The organism is Pedococcus bigeumensis (genome assembly GCF_039531795.1).
Classification (GTDB): Bacteria; Actinomycetota; Actinomycetes; order Actinomycetales; family Dermatophilaceae; genus Pedococcus; species Pedococcus bigeumensis.
In genome coordinates, this window is record NZ_BAAAQS010000003.1 from 506725 (window position 1) to 522990 (window position 16266).

Genomic DNA, 16266 nt, shown 5'->3' on the forward strand with positions numbered 1-16266 from the left:
GGAGTCCCAGATCAGCCAAGCCACAGGAGGCACGGTGTTCCGCACCAAGACCAAGACTGAGCAGGCCACCGAGGCAGTCAGCAGCTCCGCCCAGAGCGCCGCCGACTACGCCTCATCCCTCAAGGACCGGGTGGCCCCGGCCGCCGAGGTCGCCAAGGAGCGGGCCGTCCAGGCCAAGGACTGGGGCAAGCCCCACGTCGAGCACGGCATCGAGGCCGCACGCGACTGGGCCAAGCCGCGGGTCGACCACGGCATCGAGGTGGCCGCCCCCAAGCTGCAGGGTGCCGTCGAGGGCCTGGCCCCCAAGGTCGACACCGCGCGCGACACCATCGTCGACACGCTGCTGCCCAGGGTCGCCGAGGCCATCGCGGCCGTCGCCGCCGCCTCGGCTGCTGCGAAGACCGCCGCGACCGACACCGCAGACCGCTCCTCCGACGCCTACTCGGTGCTCAAGGGTGACGCGGTGGCCAAGCCGCGTCGTCGCAAGGGCCGGTTCCTGCTGGTCCTCGGCCTCGCCGCTGCGGTGGCTGCGGGTGTCGCCGCGTTCCGCAAGTCGGCCCCGCGCGAGGACCCGTGGGCCACGCCGCTCGACGACCCCTACACCGCGCCGACGACCGGTCGCGACTCCAGCACCAGCAAGGTCGCCACGCTCGCCGACGCCGCCAAGGACAAGGCCAGCAGTGCAGCCGAGACCGTGAAGGACAAGGCGTCCGAGGCGAAGGACAAGGCCACCGATGCCGCGGCCGACGCCAAGGACAAGATGACCTCGAAGGGCCGGCACGTCGCCGACGAGGCCGCGGACGCGACCGACGACACCGCGCACGACCTCGCCGACACCGTGGGTGACGCCGCGCAGGACGCCAAGAACAAGGTCGACTGACCCCACATCCCGCGAGGGCCGCTGACGAAACGGCGGTTGCTCGACGAAACGGCTCCCATGCGTCCCGTTTCGTCGAGCAACCGCCGTTTCGCGCGGTCAGGGCAGGCTGTGACAGGTCGGCTCGACTACGGTTGCACCACATGTGGGACCTGGTAGCCGGACCGTTCCTCGCCGCGGCGGGGCTGCTCGTCGTGGCCGGGGTCCCGAAGATCGTCGACCCGCTGCCCCTCGTGCGGGCCCTGCGCGGGGCCGGGCTGCCGGTCCATCGCCAGGTCGTGCGCGGGTTCGCCGTCCTCGAGGTCGCTCTGGGGGTGTGGGCGCTGGCCGCCCCCGGTCGGTATGCCGCGCTGCTGGTCGCCGCGGCATACCTCGTCTTCACTTCCTTCGTGGGTCGGGTGCTGAGGCGCGGCGGCATCCTGGGGTCGTGCGGCTGCTTCGGGAAGCCCGACACCCCGGCCACCCGCACCCACCTCGTGCTGACCGCGCTCGCCGCGCTCACCGCGCTCCTCGTGGCGGTCGACCCGCCCGCCTCGGTCTGGGCCGGCGTCGACGGGGCCACCGTCACCACGGCCGGTCTCGCCGTCGTCATCGGGTTCCTCGCCTGGCAGGTGATGGCCGTGCTGCCGACGACCTCGCCCGCCGCCATCCGCACCACTGCCGCACCGACCCGGAAGGGCTGAGCTCCTGATGCTTGCCGTCGTGATCGCCGAAGGCGTCGCCATCGCGCTCCTCGGCGTCCTCGTCCTCGGACTGCTGCGCAGCCACGCCCTCATCCTCAAGGCCCTGCACGAGCTCGGCGCCGGTCTCGAGCTCGAGAAGGAGGCCGGCACGGGCGTCAGCCTCGCCACGACCGGCGGCAAGCCCGGGCCGGTGCCGGTCGAGCTGGAGTCGGGCGTGGTGCAGGCCACCCGCAAGGACTCCACCACCGCCCACGACATCGTCGGCACCGACCTCGACCGCCGGGAGCAGCAGGTCACCGTCACGACCCCCGGCACCCGCACCCTGCTGGCGTTCCTCACCAGCGGCTGCTCGGTCTGCCAGACCTTCTGGGACGAGTTCCAGGGCCCGGTCGACGTCCCCGGCGAGGGCGCGCTGCACATCATCGCCAAGGGGCCGGGCGAGGAGTCGATCTCGAGCCTGCGCACGCTGGCCGGTGACCGCGACGTGGTGCAGTCGTCGGCGGCCTGGGTCGACTACGACATCCCGGGGTCTCCGTACTTCGTCTACGTCGAGGACGGCGTGGTCACGGGTGAGGGTTCGGCGACCACGTGGGCCCAGGTGCGTGGCCTGATGGCGCAGGGCGTGGCCGACAGCGCGGAGGCCCGCACGGCGGCCGGCCGTTCCGGGCCGGGCCTGCTCGTCGGTGACGCGATGGGGGAGGGCGGTCGCGACAACCTGTCGCGCATCGACGCCGAGCTGCTGGCCTCGGGTGTCCGCCCGGGCGACCCGAGCCTCTACCGCGCGCCGGACGAGGACTCCCCGCCGGCGCCGGCCCACCACGAGCACGGTCACGACCACCACCACGAGCACGACCACCACCACGACCAGGCGCACGACCACCACGGCGCCGACCCCACCCACCAGCACGACCACTGACATGTCGGTGACCGCCCTGGCCCTGGCCCTGGGCCTCCCGATGGCCGCCGTCGCGGCGGTCCGGGCGACCTGGTCGCCTTGAGGCGAGTCGATGCTCTCGAGCATCAGCCCGCTCGGCGAGCGGGCCCGACACTCCCGGTGGTGGCTGACCACCACGGCATACCTCCTCGGCTCCCTGGCGGGGGGGCTCGCGGCCGGGGGGATCGCCGCTGCGCTCGGCGGGCTCCTGCCCGACCCGGTGCGCTCGTCGCGCTGGACCCTCGTCGTGGTCGCCGCCCTGCTGGGAGTCGGCCTGGTCCTCGACCTGCGCAACCAGCGCTCGGTGCCCTCGTGGCGTCGACAGGTCGACGAGCGGTGGCTGACCCGTTACCGCGGGTGGGTCTACGGCGTGGGCTTCGGTGCCCAGCTCGGCTTCGGCCTCGTCACGATCATCACCAGCGCGACGACGTATGCCGCGGTGCTGCTGGCGGCGCTCGCCGGGCACCTCGGCGCGGGGCTGGCGATCGGCGCCACCTTCGGCGTGGTCCGGGCGCTGCCCTCGCTGCTGATGGCCCGGGTGGTCGACCGGGACGACCTGCACCGGGTCTTCATCCGGGTCGAAAGATGGGCAAATCCGGCACGAACCCTCGCTAAGGTGGCTCTCGGAGGAGCGGCCGCAATCGTGCTGGTCGCCGCGCTGGTGAGTTGACGCATGGAGTTGAGAGCTGTGGCTGACCACTACGGGATGAGGGCTGACGCACCCCCGGGCTGGCAGGTGGCCGTGACCCGCAGGCCCGGTGCCGAGTCGGGCGGCCCCCTCGCCCCGGGCGCGAGGGGCACCGACACCGCAGCGAGGGGCACCGCAGCGGGGGGCACCACACCGAGCAGTGTCGCCGAGGAGGACGTCACCCGTCCGGTGCTGCACGCCTGCACCCGACCGATGCCCGCCGACCGCGGTGACTTCGGCAGCAACGTCGTCGGCCTGCTGGGTCCCGACGACGTCTTCGTGGCGCTGGTCGACTACGGCACCGAGGTCGCCGACCAGGGGCTGTTCGAGCGGCAAGGGCTGCCTCGGCTCGCGCCCTCGCAGTTCGGCCCGAACCGGCTGCAGCGACCGCTGCCGGGGCTCAGCGCCTCGCAGCACTTCTTCAGCTCGGGCGGTCGGGCGTTCTGCCTGTTCACCGTCGTGGGCAGCCACGCCCGACGGATGGCCTCCGTGCCGCGGGCCGCGGCCCTCGTCTCGACGATCAGGATCACCGACCGGGCCACCCTGGCCCGCCAGGGAGGACGACCGTGAGCACGCTCGACGACCTCAACGCCGGGCCGGGTGGCATGGCGGGCTTCGTGTCCGCACTGACTCGCCGGATGCGCCCGGTCTCCCGGCGCGACGTGCTGGTGGGTGCGACGGTGGCCGCCACCGCGCTGGCCACCAAGCCCAAGGAGTACGCGCTCACGCCGGTCGCGGCATACGCCACCATCTGCGGACCCGGCAACACCGCGTCGAGCGGCTGGACGGTGTTCTGCTCCACGGTCAACAAGGGCGTGAACACCTGTCCGCCGGGCAGCTTCGCCGCGGGGTGGTGGAAGGCCGCCGACTCGTCGTGGTGCGGGGGCGGTTACCGCTACATCGTCGACTGCAACGCCAGCTGCTCCAAGTGCACGACCGGTTGCAGCGACGGCATGTGCGACTCGAAGTGCTGGAGCTGCTCGTGCGGCACGGGGTCGTCGGCGACCTGCGACCAGCGCCGGGTCTGCTGCAACGCCTTCCGCTACGGCCAGTGCAACACCCACGTGAAGTGCTCCGGCGGCGTGCACTGCCGGGTCGTCAGCTGCGTGCCGCCGTACAAGTTCGCCAACTGCACGACGGCGTCGTTGTCCGACAACCGCACGGCCGAGCACAGTGCGCCGAGCCTGCCGCGCTGGGAGGCGATCACCCAGAAGTACCACGCGATGGGGGAGCAGGCCTCCTACCTGAAGGCCTCCAAGGGCCCGGTCAGCTACGTCGGTGACGGGCTCGGTCGCTACGTCCTGTTCCAGGGCGGGGTCATCTACTACACCTCGAAGTACGGCGCGGTGGCCGTCACCGAGTACATCCGCAAGATCTACGCGACCCACGGCGGACCGCGCGGCGCCCGGCTCGGCTACGCCACCGCCGACCTCGTCTACACCGTCGACAAGGGATGGCTGCAGACCTTCGAGCGCGGGGCCATCACCGACTCCGCGAGCACGACGACGCAGGCCGTCTGGGGCAACCGGTGGCCCATCTGGAAGGCCAACGGTCGCGAGCGCGGGATCCTCGGCTACCCCACGACCGCACCCACCGTGGGGGCGCAGGACGGTTCGCTCCAGCTCTTCCAGAAGGGCGCCATCGTCGAGTCCCCGTCCACGACCCCCCAGGTGGTCGCCGGCGCGAGCTACTGGAAGTGGAGCCTGCTGTCCCGTGACCGCGGCCCGCTCGGCTACCCCACCGGGCCACAGCAGACGTTGTCCGACGGCTGGATCCAGCTCTTCCAGAACGGCGCGATCGCCGGGGGACCGGTGAAGACCGAGGCCGTCCCCGCGCCGATGTACACCCCGTGGGTGAACGCCGGACGGGAAGCGGGCGTGCTGGGCTACCCGACCGGCCCGAGCCACACCGAGCCCCGAGGGCTCGCGCAGTTCTTCCAGCGCGGTGAGCTCTGGGCCCTCGGGTCCACCACGCCGCGGCGGGTCCACGGCGCGGTGCTCGCAGCGTGGAAGTCCGAGGGTGGGGCCACGGGCCGCTACGGCTACCCGGTCACCGACACGACGGACGCCGGCGGCGGCCGGCTCACCTGTACTTTCGAGGGCGGCACGATCACGGCCTGACGGTCGGCCGCACCTCGCGGGTGCCGTCCGGAAGTCGGCGCGTCACCAGCGTCGCGTCAAGCCGTTCGAGCAGCGGCACCGCGACGCGTCGGGAGGTGGCCAGGGCCCGGGCCGCCTCGCCCACCGTGAACGGCTGGTCGAGCGAGCGCACGACCGCCTCGGCCCGCGACACGGCGTCGCCGGTCAGCACCACGCCGCCGATTCGCGCGATCTCGCCCCGGTCGGCCGCCCCAGCCAGGTCGGCCGCGGTCAGCGCCCAACCATCCAGCTGCTCGCGCGACGCCGCCTGCAGGGGGTGCTCGCGCAGCCAGGCCACCAGCTCGCGCACGCCTCGCGCCACCTCGGGCCCGGTCGCCGCGACGCCACCGTATGCCGCCGACGCGCCTCGGGAGCGCCCGTCGCGACGGCGGGCGGGTGGGTCGACGACCCGCACGCGGACGCCGGCGAGGACCTCGTGCCGGCCCGGGTCGCGCAGCACCGCGCGGTCGCCGACCACCAGCGGGAGCGGGCGGCTCAGGCGCAGCCTGACAAGACCATCGGGCAGGACCTGGGTGCGCACCGGCACGGCTGCGGTGCCGGCGTGCAGGGTGAGCTCGCGCGCCAGGCGGGCGCTCTCACGACCGGTCTCGAGGCCGGTCCCGCGGTCGGTCTCGACCCGGTCCAGCGAGACGAGCTCCACGTCGAGCACCGACGGGTGGGACGGCCACCGCGGGTCGGTCAGCGCGGCGCCACGACCGACCCGAGCCAGCTCGATCCCGCGCAGGTTGACCGCCACCCGCGCCGGGCCGACCACGGAGCCGACCTCCTCGCCACAGGTCTGCAGTCCCCGCACCCCGACCGCCGCCCCTCCCAGCAGCAGCTCGTCGCCGACCGTGATCCGACCCCGCGCGAGGGTGCCGGTCGCGACGGTCCCGGCGCCGCGGATGCTGAACGAGCGGTCCACCCAGAGCCGCACCTGCTCGTCACCGGAGGTGCGCCGAGCCAAGGCTGTCGACGTGGCTGTCGGCGTGGGTGTCGGCGTGGCTGTCGGCGTGGCTGTCGGCGTGGGTGTCGGCGCCGCCGCCGCGGCCAGCCGACCGACGGCTGCCCGCAGCGCCGGGAGGCCGGCGCCCGTCGCACCCGACACCAGCACGCTCTCCGCGACCTCGATGCCCAACGAGCCCAGTCGGTCGAGGGAGTCGTCGCGGGCCAGTGCCCCGTCGGCCAGGTCGCACCGGGTCACGGCGAGCAGCACGTGCTGGATCCCCAGCGCCGCGACGGCCCGCGCGTGCTCCCGCGACTGCGCCGACCAGCCGTCGTCTGCGGCGACCACGAACATCACCGCGGACACCGGGCCGAGCCCGGCGAGCATGTTGCCGGTGAAGTGCTCGTGGCCGGGGACGTCGACCAGGCTCACCCGCTGCCCGTCGATGTCGGTCCACGCGTAGCCGAGGTCGATCGTGAGGCCGCGGCGGCGCTCCTCGGCCCATCGGTCGGGCTCCTGCCCGGTGAGCAGTCGCACCAGGGTCGACTTCCCGTGGTCGACGTGACCCGCCGTGGCGATGACAGCCATCCCCGCTCCTACCGCCCGGCGTCGGAGATCGCCCGTGCCACCAGCTGGTCCGCGTCCGCCGGGATGCACCGGAGGTCGACCAGGCAGCGTCCGCGCTCGACCCGGGCGAGCACCGGGCGGGCCAGCTGCCGCAACGACACGGCATACGACTCGGGGAGGGCGACGGCCCAGCCCGGCAACGTGCGGCCGGGTGCGCCACCGCCGCCCACGACCCCGTCGGCGGGGACGACGGAGGCGAGTCCTCCAGGCAGGCTCGCGGCCACCGCCTCGCACCGGGCGCGGAGCACCGCGGGGTCGGCCTCGAGGGCGTCCCAGACGGGTGCGCGCGGGCCGCGCAGCGTGGCCTCGAGGGCGGCCAGGGTGGTCTTGTCGGCGCGGACCGCCCTCGCAAGGGGGTGGCGCCGCAGCCGGGTGACGGGGTCGGCGCGCCCGAGCACGAGCCCGGCCTGCGGACCGCCGAACAGCTTGTCGCCACTGCAGGTCACCACGGCGGCGCCGTCGGCGAGCGAGCGGGCGGCGTCGGGCTCGTCGGGCAGCAGGGGGTGGGGGCGGAGCAGGCCGCTGCCGATGTCGTGGACGACCGGGGGGCCGAGCGCCACGAGCTGCGCGACCGGGACCGCCGACGTGAAGCCCTCGACCCGGAAGTTGCCGGGGTGGACCTTCAGGATGCACCCCGTGTCCGGACCGACGGCCGACTCGTAGTCGGCGAGGGTGGTGCGGTTCGTCGTGCCGACCTCGCGCAGCCGGGCACCGGTGCTCGCGATCAGGTCGGGCAACCGGAACCCGTCACCGATCTCGACCATCTCCCCGCGGCTGACCACCACCTCGCGACCGGCCGCGAGCGCGGTGGTGGCGAGGACCAGCGCGGCCGCTCCGTTGTTGACGACCAGCGCGGCCTCGGCCTCGGGGAGCAGCTCGAGGAGCGCAGCCGTGGTGCCGCGCCCTCGCGCCGAGCGCTGCCCCGTGGCCAGGTCGAGCTCGACGTCGACGGTGCCGGCCGCGGCCACCACGGCCTCCACCGCAGCCGCCGACAGGGGAGCCCGGCCGAGGTTGGTGTGGACGACGACACCGGTCGCGTTGAGCACCGGCGTCAGGGTGGTCGAGCGCTGGGGCAGCGCGGCCAGCGTGGCGTCGACGACGTCGTCGGGCCCGATCCGGCCGGCGCGCACCTGTTCCTGTGCCACCTGCACCGCAGACCGCACGATGTCGCGGCCCAGACGTGAGATCGCCTGCGCCACAGCAGGTTTCGCGAGCACAGCGTCGGTGCGCGGCACGAGGCGGCGCGCGTCCGGCGGGTGCGGCTGCGGCATACGGCCTCCTGTCTGTGGCGGAGGCGGACGGGAATCGAACCCGCCCAGCCGAGGTGCTCGGCTGCACCGGTTTTGAAGACCGGGAGGGCCACCAGGCGCCTGTACGCCTCCGCGAGCGAGGCTAGCGTAGGCACCGTGACCGAACAGCGGGTGTCCGTGAGGCTGACGCAGTATGCCGCCGGCGGCGGCTGCGCGTGCAAGATCCCTCCGGGGGAGCTCGAGGAGGTCGTGCGCGGTCTCGGCGGTCAGGTGGCCGAGGACCTGGTGGTCGGGCTGGACGACGGGGACGACGGCGCGGTGGTGCGCGTCGCCGACGGCACGGCGGTGATCAGCACGGCCGACTTCTTCACCCCGGTCGTCGACGACGCCTACGACTTCGGCCGCATCGTCGCGGCCAACGCGCTGTCCGACGTCTACGCGATGGGCGGCCGACCCGTGGTCGCGATCAACCTGGTGGGCTGGCCGCGGTCGGTGCTCCCGCTCGAGCTGCTGCGAGAGGTGCTGCGGGGCGGTCTGGACGTCGCTGGCCTGGCCGGCTGCCCGGTGGCCGGAGGGCACTCGATCGACGACCCGGAGCCGAAGTACGGCATGGCAGTGACCGGCGTCGTCGACCCGGAGCGCTTGCTGCGCAACGACGCCGCGCTGCCCGGGCTGCCGATCTCGCTGACCAAGCCGATCGGCGTGGGGGTGCTCAACAACCGGCACAAGAGCACCGGCGAGGTGTTCGAGCACGCGGTCGCGTCGATGGTCGCGCTCAACGACGTCGCGAGCGCCGCGGCCGTGGCGGCCGGGGCGCGGGCGGCCACCGACGTGACCGGGTTCGGGCTGCTGGGCCACCTGTTCAAGCTGCTGCGCGCCTCGGGGGTCGGGGCGGTGCTGGACTCGGCGGCGGTGCCGGTGCTCGACGGCGCCTGGCAGTCGCTGCGCGACGGGTACGTCAGCGGAGGCACCCGTCGCAACCTCGACTGGGTGCGTCCGCACCTCGACGTCAGGGGTGGGTCGGTGGACGAGGACGTGCTCCTGATGCTCGCCGACGCCCAGACGAGCGGCGGCCTGCTGGTGGTCGGCGGGGTGCCCGGCGCCCCGGTCGTCGGTCACACCGTCGCGGGACCGCCGCGCATCGCGCTGCGCTGAGTCGCTGGCGGATCGGTGCTGCCGGATCGGTGCTGCCGGATCGGTGCTGCCTTGTTGCCCGATCCTCGCCGCTGAATGGATGCTGCCGAATCGCTTGTGAGTGAGTGCGTTTCGGCGCACGCTGGGGGCATGGCCAGGTATGAGCTCATCGCCCACGACCGCGCCGGACGGCCCCACGGGCGCCCGGTCTTCGTCACGGCGTCCAGCCCCGGTGAGGCGGTGATGGTGGGCGGCCCGACCCTGCGCCGCGTCACCGCGCGCGACCACACCCACGCCGACCTGTATGCCGTGTACCGCCACCGGCGGGTGCGTGGCCGCCGCCTGGTCGGCGCGTTCCTGCCCGATGGTCCCGGCGACGGGCTGGCCGGGGTGCGCGAACCGCGTCGTCCGCTGCCCGCCCCGCCGAGTCTGCGCGCGGAGGCCGAGCCACCGGCATACCCGGACAACTGAGGCGACCCCTCCAGCGAGGGGCCGGCACGCAGTAGCGTGTGCCCACCCACTCGACGTCCCGGAGGCCCCCGTGCCGCGCTTCTCCCACACGCTCTCCGTCAGCGCACCTCCCGCGGCGGTGTACTCGATCGTCGACGACTTCACCAAGACGCCCCTGTGGCTGTCGCGCTGCACCGGTATCGACAAGCTGTCCGACGGACCGAACGACGTCGGCACCCAGCTGAAGTACCACTACAACGACGGCCGCCGCACCGGCACGATGGACGGCCAGATCATCGCCCGCGAGCCCGACCGGCACTTCGCGATGAAGTTCACCGACCGGATGATGGACGTGACGGTCGACTTCGTCGCGGCCTCCGATGGCGTCGGGACCACGCTGACGCACAGCATCGACATCTCCACCAGGGGGATCGGCAAGCTCTTCACCCCGCTGATCCGTCGCGACCTCCCGAAGCAGACGATGGACGCGATGACCAAGCTGAAGGCGATGGCCGAGTCGGCCTGAGCCTGGCCGGGCCTGGTCGAGCCTGACTGAGCCCGCTGATCCGGCTGGGCCCCGCTGATCCGGCTGGGCCCCGCTGATCCGGCTGAGCCCCCTGGGCCGGGCTGAGCCCCTGGGCCGGGCTGGGTCGCGAGGTCTGTACGCGCCCTCCGGGCGGGCCTAGGCTGCGAGCGTTCGCAGTCGGTCCACTGACGGAGGTGCAGTGATGGCGGGGAAGTTCGAGCTCTACCAGGACAAGGCGGGCAAGTACCGCTTCCGGCTCAAGGCCAGCAACGGCCAGGTGATCGCCGTGGGTGAGGCGTACGAGTCGAAGGCGGCTGCCGAGAACGGCATCGCCTCCGTGCAGAAGAACGCACCGGGAGCCCCCACCGTCGAGGTCGACGGATAGCCCACGACGGGCCAGACCTGGCCCCGCCCGGCAACCCCCTCGGTATGCCGCGCGGGGCCTCGTCGTCGGGCCGCGCCCCTCGCCTGCCCTGAGGCGCGTCCGCGCCTGGCGTGAGGCCGTGCGTTTGCCGGTGTCGCACCCGGCCTGGTCGGGCGAGGATGGTCGCAATGGCCGGGGAGCAGTGGAGGGTCTGGGCCGCCCGCATCGCCGTGGTGGTGGCAGCGGTGGTCGTCTTCGTCGCGCTCTCGAAACTGTGGACCTTCGCCAACCAGGACGACCCGGCCGTCGTCGAGCAGGGCTCCATCTCCCGGCTCGCCACGGCGGCGTGTGCGCGGATGCGCGAGTCCGCGGTGGCGTCATCGGTGGCGACCACGGCGCCGGTCCCACGTCGCGTGGGGGCGATCAACGCCCAGAACGACGCGGTGGTCGAGCTGGTCACGACGATGCAGACCCTGGGCTCGGCCCGGCTCGAGGCCGACCAGCCGGCGTCCCAGTGGCTCGAGGACTGGCAGCGACTCGTCGTGGCCCGGGACGCCTACGCCCGGTCGTTGGCGTCGGGCAAGCCGAAGCCGCTGCAGCTGCCGACGATCGACGGCCGACCCCTGGTCGAGCGACTCAACAACGTCGGCCTCAACTGCCGGGTCCCGCTGGTCCTCCTCGCCCCCTAGCTACTTCGCCGGACCCCCACTTGTTGCCCCCCTGATCCAGCGCGCCCGACCCAGCCAGGCGGCATACGGGAGCCGCGGTCGCACTCCGATCAGCGGTCGACGACGACGACCTCGTACTCGCTCGCGGTCGGCGGCTGACCCGTGTCGAACTTGGAGTTGACGACGGCCAGGCGGTCACCGAACCGGGCGACCGTGGTCGGCACCTCGAAGGCGCCACTCGTGATGACCTTGGTCAGCGACCCGGACGACAGGTCGCCGCTCAGGCGGAACGTGGAGATCTGGTTGCTGAAGTTCTGCACCGCCCACAGGGTGCGCCCGTCGAGGAGGATGCCGTCGACGTTCGGGGTGTCCACGCCGGCCAGGGTGCGGCTGGCGCCCGTCGCCGGGTCGACGACGTTCACGGCACCCTGCCCGCTGTGGGCGACCAGTAGGCTCGAACCGTCCGCGGTCGCGGCGATGCCGTTGCTGTTGAACGCGCCGCTGAGGTCGCTGGCGGGTCCGGTGAGGTGCAGGGTGCGCGGCGGCTTGGTCGCCTTGCGGGAGGCCGGCACGAAGTAGAGCTCCGCGGCGGCCGAGTTGGTGAACCACGCCCCGGTGCGGGTGACCGCGACGTCGTTGATGAAGGCCGGCCCGGTCGTCAGCTGGTAGGTGGCAACCGGGGCTCCCGTGTCGAGGTCGTAGACGTACGCCTGACCGGTGGGGCCGCCCGCCACGAACAGCAGGCCGTGTGGCAGGTCGGCCTTGAGTCCCACGGCCAGCCGGCCCGAGCCGTTGTCGATGAAGCGCTCCACCCGGCCGGTGCGCAGGTCGCCCCGGAACACGTCGCCCGCGTAGAGGTCGGTCGCGTAGAAGGTCGTGCCGGCGCCGCGGGCGATGCCCTCGGTGCTCGACGCCCCGGGCAGCACGATCACCCGGTCGGCATGAGCACCCAGGGCGGCCGGGGCGGCGAGCACCACCACCGCGATGGTCGAGACGATCGATCCGAGGACCGTCCGGGCACGGAACATACGACCCACCTCGCTCACGACAGCCACCGCGCGTCCCGTGCGAAGTGGACGTCAGCCAGCGTGCGCCCCGGCCGACGTCTCGCGCCTCCACCAACCTGCGTAGCTGGCCCACCGGGAGACACGGACGGCCCCGCGCTGGGGTGCCGAGCGAGGCCTTGGGAGCCGGTAGAACGTGGTGGAGCCAAGGGGACTCGAACCCCTAACCCCCTGCTTGCAAAGCAGGTGCGCTACCAATTGCGCCATGGCCCCTGGTGTCACATGTTCATGTGACAGGCGACCAAGGCCGCCGGGTGCTGCCTACTTCGGAGAGTCGGTGGCCTCGGCCCAGAGGTTCTTCTCGGCCTGCTGGGCCTTGAGCTTCCGCTGGACTGCCACGGCGCCGACAGCCGCCACGATGAGGAGCAGGAGCTTCTTCATGGGCCGTCGCCTTCCCTCGCAGAGCAACCGCGGGGATCGGGATTGGTGGGCCTAACAGGACTTGAACCTGTGGCCTCTTCCTTATCAGGGAAGCGCTCTAACCGTCTGAGCTATAGGCCCGTGAGCCCAATCTCCGCTGCGCCACGGGAGGTGGCGCGAGGCACGAGGTTACATCACCGGCATACCGTCGGCCAAAACGGTTCCGAGAGGCCCTCGGACGTCCCCCGCCGGGCAGCAAAACGGTGGTTGCTCGACGAAACGGAGGCCATGGCGTCCGTGTTGTCGAGCAACCACCGTTTTGCGGGGGGCGCCGGTCGGTCAGTCGTCGGTCAGGGTGAGCTGGAGCCCACCGACGAGGGCCGAGCAGATGTTGTAGAGGAAGGCCCCGAGGGTCGACAGCGCGGTCAGCAGGATGACGTCGATGACCCCGATGACGATCGACAGGGACAGCACCCGGCCGAAGCCGAGGAAGTCCATGATGTCGAACGGGTTCTCCGAGTCGCTGATGATCGTGCCGACCAGGCGGTTGACCTCGCTGAAGACGCCCATCCCGGACAGGATCATCCACAGCACCGCGACCATGACGACGCCGGCGATGCCGAGGGCGACCGAGATCAGGAACGACATCTTCATCGCCGACCACGGGTCGACCCGCGAGACCGTGAGCTTGACCCGCCGGGCCCGTGCGGCCTGGGCAGCCGACTGGGCACCAGCGGGGCGGGCGCCGGCCGGGCGCGCGCCACCCTGGGACAGGGACTGGGTCGGGCTCACAGGAGCAGCCCCTCCCTGGGGGAGGGCCGACCTGCTGGTCTGGCCTGCCGTGCTCACTCGTTACCTCCAGTGGCGTCGCTCTCAGGTGCGTCCGGCGCCTCCGCGGACGCGTCGAGACCCTGCTCGTTCTCAGACGACGGTACGGCATCAACCCGTGAGGAGTCGCTTTCCGGGGTCGCGGCGGACTCGATTGTCGCCTCCTCGGCAGCTCCCTGGGCAGCTCCCTCGGTAACACCCTCGACCACGGCGCCGGCCGCGTCCTTCACCGCGTCGGCCGCGTCCTCCACCGCGTCATCGACCGCACGCTCAGGGTTCCGCGCCAGCGCGACGACCGAGTCGCCGTTGCCCGGGTTGGCGAACTTCATGCCCTGGGTGTTGCGGCCGCGCCGCGTCACCGGGCTCACCGGCATCCGGACGATGTTGCCCTTGCCCATGATGACGAGGACCTCGTCGTCCTCGCTGACCGTGAGGGCACCCACCAGGTCACCGTTGCGTTCGGTGATCTTGGCGACGGCGACGCCGAGGCCACCGCGACCCTTGGCGTTCCAGTCGGAGGCCGGCGAGCGCTTGGCCATGCCGTTCTCGAAGACGACGAACACGTCGGGGTCCTCGCCCTCGTGGATGACGCTCAGCGACAGCAGCGAGTCGTCGCCGCGGAACCGCATGCCGGTCACGCCGCTGGTGGCACGACCCATCGGGCGGAGCTGCGCGTCGGTGGCGTGGAACCGCACCGACTGCGCGTGCCGCGACACGAGGAGCAGGTCGTCGGTGGCCGACGCGAGGTCGGCCGCGACGAGCTCGTCGCCCTCCTTGAGGTTGACGGCGATCAGGCCGCCGGACCGCGGGGAGTCGTAGTCGGCCAGTCGCGTCTTCTTGACCAGGCCGTTCTTGGTGGCGAGCACGAGGTAGGGCTGCTGGGCGTAGTCGCGCACGTCGAGGACCTGGGCGATCTTCTCGTCGGGCTGGAAGGCCAGCAGGTTGGCGACGTGCTGGCCCTTGGCGTCGCGACCGGAGTCGGGCAGCTCGTAGGCCTTGGCGCGGTAGACCCGGCCGAGGTTGGTGAAGAAGAGCAGCCAGTGATGGGACGTCGTGGTGAAGAAGTGGTCGACCATGTCGTCGCCGCGCAGCGAGGCGCCGCGCACGCCCTTGCCGCCGCGACCCTGCGAGCGGTAGGCGTCGACCCGGGTGCGCTTGGCGTAGCCACCACGGGTGATGGTGACGACCACGTCCTCCTCCGGGATGAGGTCCTCCATCGACATGTCGCCGTCGAAGAACTCGATCCGGGTGCGGCGCTCGTCACCGTACTTGTCGACCAGCTCGGACAGCTCGTCGGACACGATGGTGCGCTGCCGCTCCGGCTTGGCGAGGATGTCCTCGAAGTCGAGGATCATCGCCTCGAGGCGGTTGTGCTCGTCGATGATCTTCTGGCGCTCGAGGGCGGCCAGGCGGCGCAGCTGCATCTCGAGGATCGCGCGGGCCTGGACCTCGTCGATCTCGAGCAGCTCGATCAGCCCGTCGCGGGCCGCCTCGACGGTCTGCGACCGGCGGATGAGGGCGATCACCTCGTCGAGGGCGTCGAGCGCCTTGAGCAGACCACGCAGGATGTGGATCTCGTTCTCGGCCTTGCGCAGCCGGAACTTGGTCCGTCGCTGGATGACCTCGATCTGGTGCTCGACCCAGTGGCGGATGAACGCGTCGATCGGCAGCGTGCGGGGCACCCCGTCGACCAGGGCGAGCATGTTGGCGCCGAAGTTGTTCTGCAGCTGGGTGTGCTTGTAGAGGTTGTTCAGCACGACCTTGGCCACCGCGTCGCGCTTGAGCACGATGACGAGGCGCTGGCCGGTGCGCCCGGAGGTCTCGTCGCGGATGTCGGCGATGCCGCTGAGGCGGCCCTCCTTGGTGAGCTCGGCGATCTTCTGCGCGAGCGTGTCGGGGTTCACCTGGTAGGGCAGCTCGGTGACCACGAGGCACTGCCGGCCCTGGATCTCCTCGACCTCGACGACCGCGCGCATGATGACCGAGCCGCGACCGGTGCGGTAGGCGTCCTCGATGCCCTTGCGGCCGAGGATCAGCGCACCCGTCGGGAAGTCGGGACCGCTGATGCGGGCCAGGACGGCGTCGAGCGCCTCGTCCCGAGCGGCCTCCGGGTTGGCGAGCATCCACTGGGCGGCGTCGGCCACCTCGCGCAGGTTGTGCGGCGGGATGTTGGTGGCCATGCCGACCGCGATGCCCGAGGAGCCGTTGACGAGCAGGTTGGGGAACCGGCTCGGCAGGACGACCGGCTCCTGGGTCTTGCCGTCGTAGTTGTCGCGGAAGTCGACGGTCTCCTCGTGGATGTCGCGGACCATCTCCATGGCCAGCGGCGCCATCCGGCACTCGGTGTACCGCGGCGCGGCGGCCGGGTCGTCGCCCGGGCTGCCGAAGTTGCCCTGGCCGTCGACCAGCGGGTAGCGCAGCGACCAGTCCTGCACGAGCCGGACGAGGGCGTCGTAGATCGAGGAGTCACCGTGCGGGTGGTACTGGCCCATCACCTCGCCGACGACGCGGCTGCACTTGTTGTAGCCGCGGTCGGGGCGGTAGCCACCGTCGTACATGGCGTAGACCACGCGACGGTGCACCGGCTTGAGGCCGTCCCGCACGTCGGGCAGCGCGCGACTCACGATCACCGTCATCGCGTAGTCGATGTAGCTGCGCTGCATCTCCGTGTTGAGGTCGACCGCCTCGGTGCGGTCGTACTCGATCGGCGGTATCTCAGTCATGAATTC

The 16266-nt window shown here is 72.2% G+C and carries 17 protein-coding genes and 3 tRNA genes; 11 read left to right on the forward strand and 9 right to left on the reverse strand.

Translation table 11 applies throughout. The features are described from left to right. The first annotated feature begins 34 nt into the window (after positions 1-34). From ABD262_RS13025 to ABD262_RS13050, 6 genes are all read left to right on the forward strand, one after another. The gene (locus ABD262_RS13025) at positions 35-880 is read left to right on the forward strand and encodes a hypothetical protein (protein ID WP_344136738.1); all 846 of its coding nucleotides are present in this window, start codon (positions 35-37) and stop codon (positions 878-880) included. 140 nt (positions 881-1020) lie between these two features. Beyond that, the gene (locus tag ABD262_RS13030; RefSeq protein ID WP_344136741.1) at positions 1021-1560 is read left to right on the forward strand and encodes a MauE/DoxX family redox-associated membrane protein; all 540 of its coding nucleotides are present in this window, start codon (positions 1021-1023) and stop codon (positions 1558-1560) included. A 19-nt stretch (positions 1561-1579) separates the two neighbouring features. Further along, positions 1580-2476: a hypothetical protein gene (locus ABD262_RS13035; protein ID WP_344136744.1), complete on the forward strand. Its 897-nt coding sequence runs from the start codon at positions 1580-1582 to the stop codon at positions 2474-2476. Between the two features lie 91 nt (positions 2477-2567). Then, positions 2568-3164 (forward strand): urease accessory protein UreH domain-containing protein, encoded by a 597-nt coding sequence (locus ABD262_RS13040; protein WP_344136747.1) that lies wholly within the window; start codon positions 2568-2570, stop codon positions 3162-3164. 36 nt (positions 3165-3200) lie between these two features. Continuing rightward, a complete protein-coding gene (locus ABD262_RS13045) occupies positions 3201-3752 on the forward strand; it encodes a hypothetical protein (protein WP_344136750.1) in 552 nt (183 codons plus the stop codon). Then, positions 3749-5302: an LGFP repeat-containing protein gene (locus ABD262_RS13050; RefSeq protein WP_344136753.1), complete on the forward strand. Its 1554-nt coding sequence runs from the start codon at positions 3749-3751 to the stop codon at positions 5300-5302. Before ABD262_RS13045 ends, ABD262_RS13050 begins: the two co-directional genes overlap by 4 nt. Here the strand turns inward: ABD262_RS13050 and ABD262_RS13055 are convergent. The 3 genes from ABD262_RS13055 to ABD262_RS13065 form a co-directional block, all read right to left on the reverse strand. Further along, positions 5292-6854, reverse strand: coding sequence for a selenocysteine-specific translation elongation factor (locus ABD262_RS13055; RefSeq protein ID WP_344136756.1), 1563 nt, complete (start codon positions 6852-6854; stop codon positions 5292-5294). The two genes, ABD262_RS13050 and ABD262_RS13055, sit on opposite strands and share 11 nt — an antisense overlap. Before the next feature lie 8 nt (positions 6855-6862). Continuing rightward, positions 6863-8164: an L-seryl-tRNA(Sec) selenium transferase gene (gene selA, locus ABD262_RS13060; protein WP_344136759.1), complete on the reverse strand. Its 1302-nt coding sequence runs from the start codon at positions 8162-8164 to the stop codon at positions 6863-6865. Positions 8165-8179: 15 nt separating this feature from the next. Then, a tRNA-Sec gene (locus ABD262_RS13065) sits at positions 8180-8275 on the reverse strand. Between the two features lie 24 nt (positions 8276-8299). On the opposite strand from ABD262_RS13065, the gene selD reads away from it, so the two are divergent. The 5 genes from selD (at position 8300) to ABD262_RS13090 (ending at position 11306) form a co-directional block, all read left to right on the forward strand. Beyond that, positions 8300-9298 carry a selenide, water dikinase SelD gene (gene selD / locus ABD262_RS13070; protein ID WP_344136762.1) on the forward strand — a complete coding sequence of 333 codons (999 nt, stop codon included), beginning with the start codon at positions 8300-8302 and terminating at the stop codon, positions 9296-9298. A 129-nt stretch (positions 9299-9427) separates the two neighbouring features. Beyond that, positions 9428-9748 carry a hypothetical protein gene (locus tag ABD262_RS13075; protein ID WP_344136765.1) on the forward strand — a complete coding sequence of 107 codons (321 nt, stop codon included), beginning with the start codon at positions 9428-9430 and terminating at the stop codon, positions 9746-9748. Between the two features lie 70 nt (positions 9749-9818). After that, the gene (locus tag ABD262_RS13080; RefSeq protein ID WP_344136768.1) at positions 9819-10253 is read left to right on the forward strand and encodes an SRPBCC family protein; all 435 of its coding nucleotides are present in this window, start codon (positions 9819-9821) and stop codon (positions 10251-10253) included. A 202-nt stretch (positions 10254-10455) separates the two neighbouring features. Beyond that, the gene (locus ABD262_RS13085; protein WP_344136771.1) at positions 10456-10638 is read left to right on the forward strand and encodes a YegP family protein; all 183 of its coding nucleotides are present in this window, start codon (positions 10456-10458) and stop codon (positions 10636-10638) included. Between the two features lie 167 nt (positions 10639-10805). Beyond that, complete coding sequence (locus ABD262_RS13090) at positions 10806-11306, forward strand: hypothetical protein (RefSeq protein WP_344136774.1); 501 nt, start codon at positions 10806-10808, stop codon at positions 11304-11306. Between the two features lie 89 nt (positions 11307-11395). Here ABD262_RS13090 and ABD262_RS13095 read toward each other — a convergent pair whose 3' ends face one another. The 6 genes from ABD262_RS13095 to gyrA all read right to left on the reverse strand — a co-directional run bounded on the left by ABD262_RS13095 (position 11396) and on the right by gyrA (position 16260). Then, the gene (locus tag ABD262_RS13095) at positions 11396-12313 is read right to left on the reverse strand and encodes an SMP-30/gluconolactonase/LRE family protein (RefSeq protein WP_344136776.1); all 918 of its coding nucleotides are present in this window, start codon (positions 12311-12313) and stop codon (positions 11396-11398) included. Between the two features lie 173 nt (positions 12314-12486). After that, positions 12487-12562 (reverse strand) — tRNA-Ala (locus ABD262_RS13100). A gap of 48 nt (positions 12563-12610) precedes the next feature. Then, a complete protein-coding gene (locus ABD262_RS13105; RefSeq protein WP_344136778.1) occupies positions 12611-12730 on the reverse strand; it encodes a DLW-39 family protein in 120 nt (39 codons plus the stop codon). Positions 12731-12773: 43 nt separating this feature from the next. Next, positions 12774-12850: transfer RNA gene (locus tag ABD262_RS13110), tRNA-Ile, on the reverse strand. Between the two features lie 198 nt (positions 12851-13048). Continuing rightward, the gene (locus ABD262_RS13115; RefSeq protein WP_344136780.1) at positions 13049-13501 is read right to left on the reverse strand and encodes a DUF3566 domain-containing protein; all 453 of its coding nucleotides are present in this window, start codon (positions 13499-13501) and stop codon (positions 13049-13051) included. Between the two features lie 53 nt (positions 13502-13554). After that, positions 13555-16260, reverse strand: a complete 2706-nt coding sequence (gene gyrA, locus ABD262_RS13120) for a DNA gyrase subunit A (RefSeq protein WP_344136782.1) — start codon at positions 16258-16260, stop codon at positions 13555-13557. Positions 16261-16266: the final 6 nt, after the last annotated feature.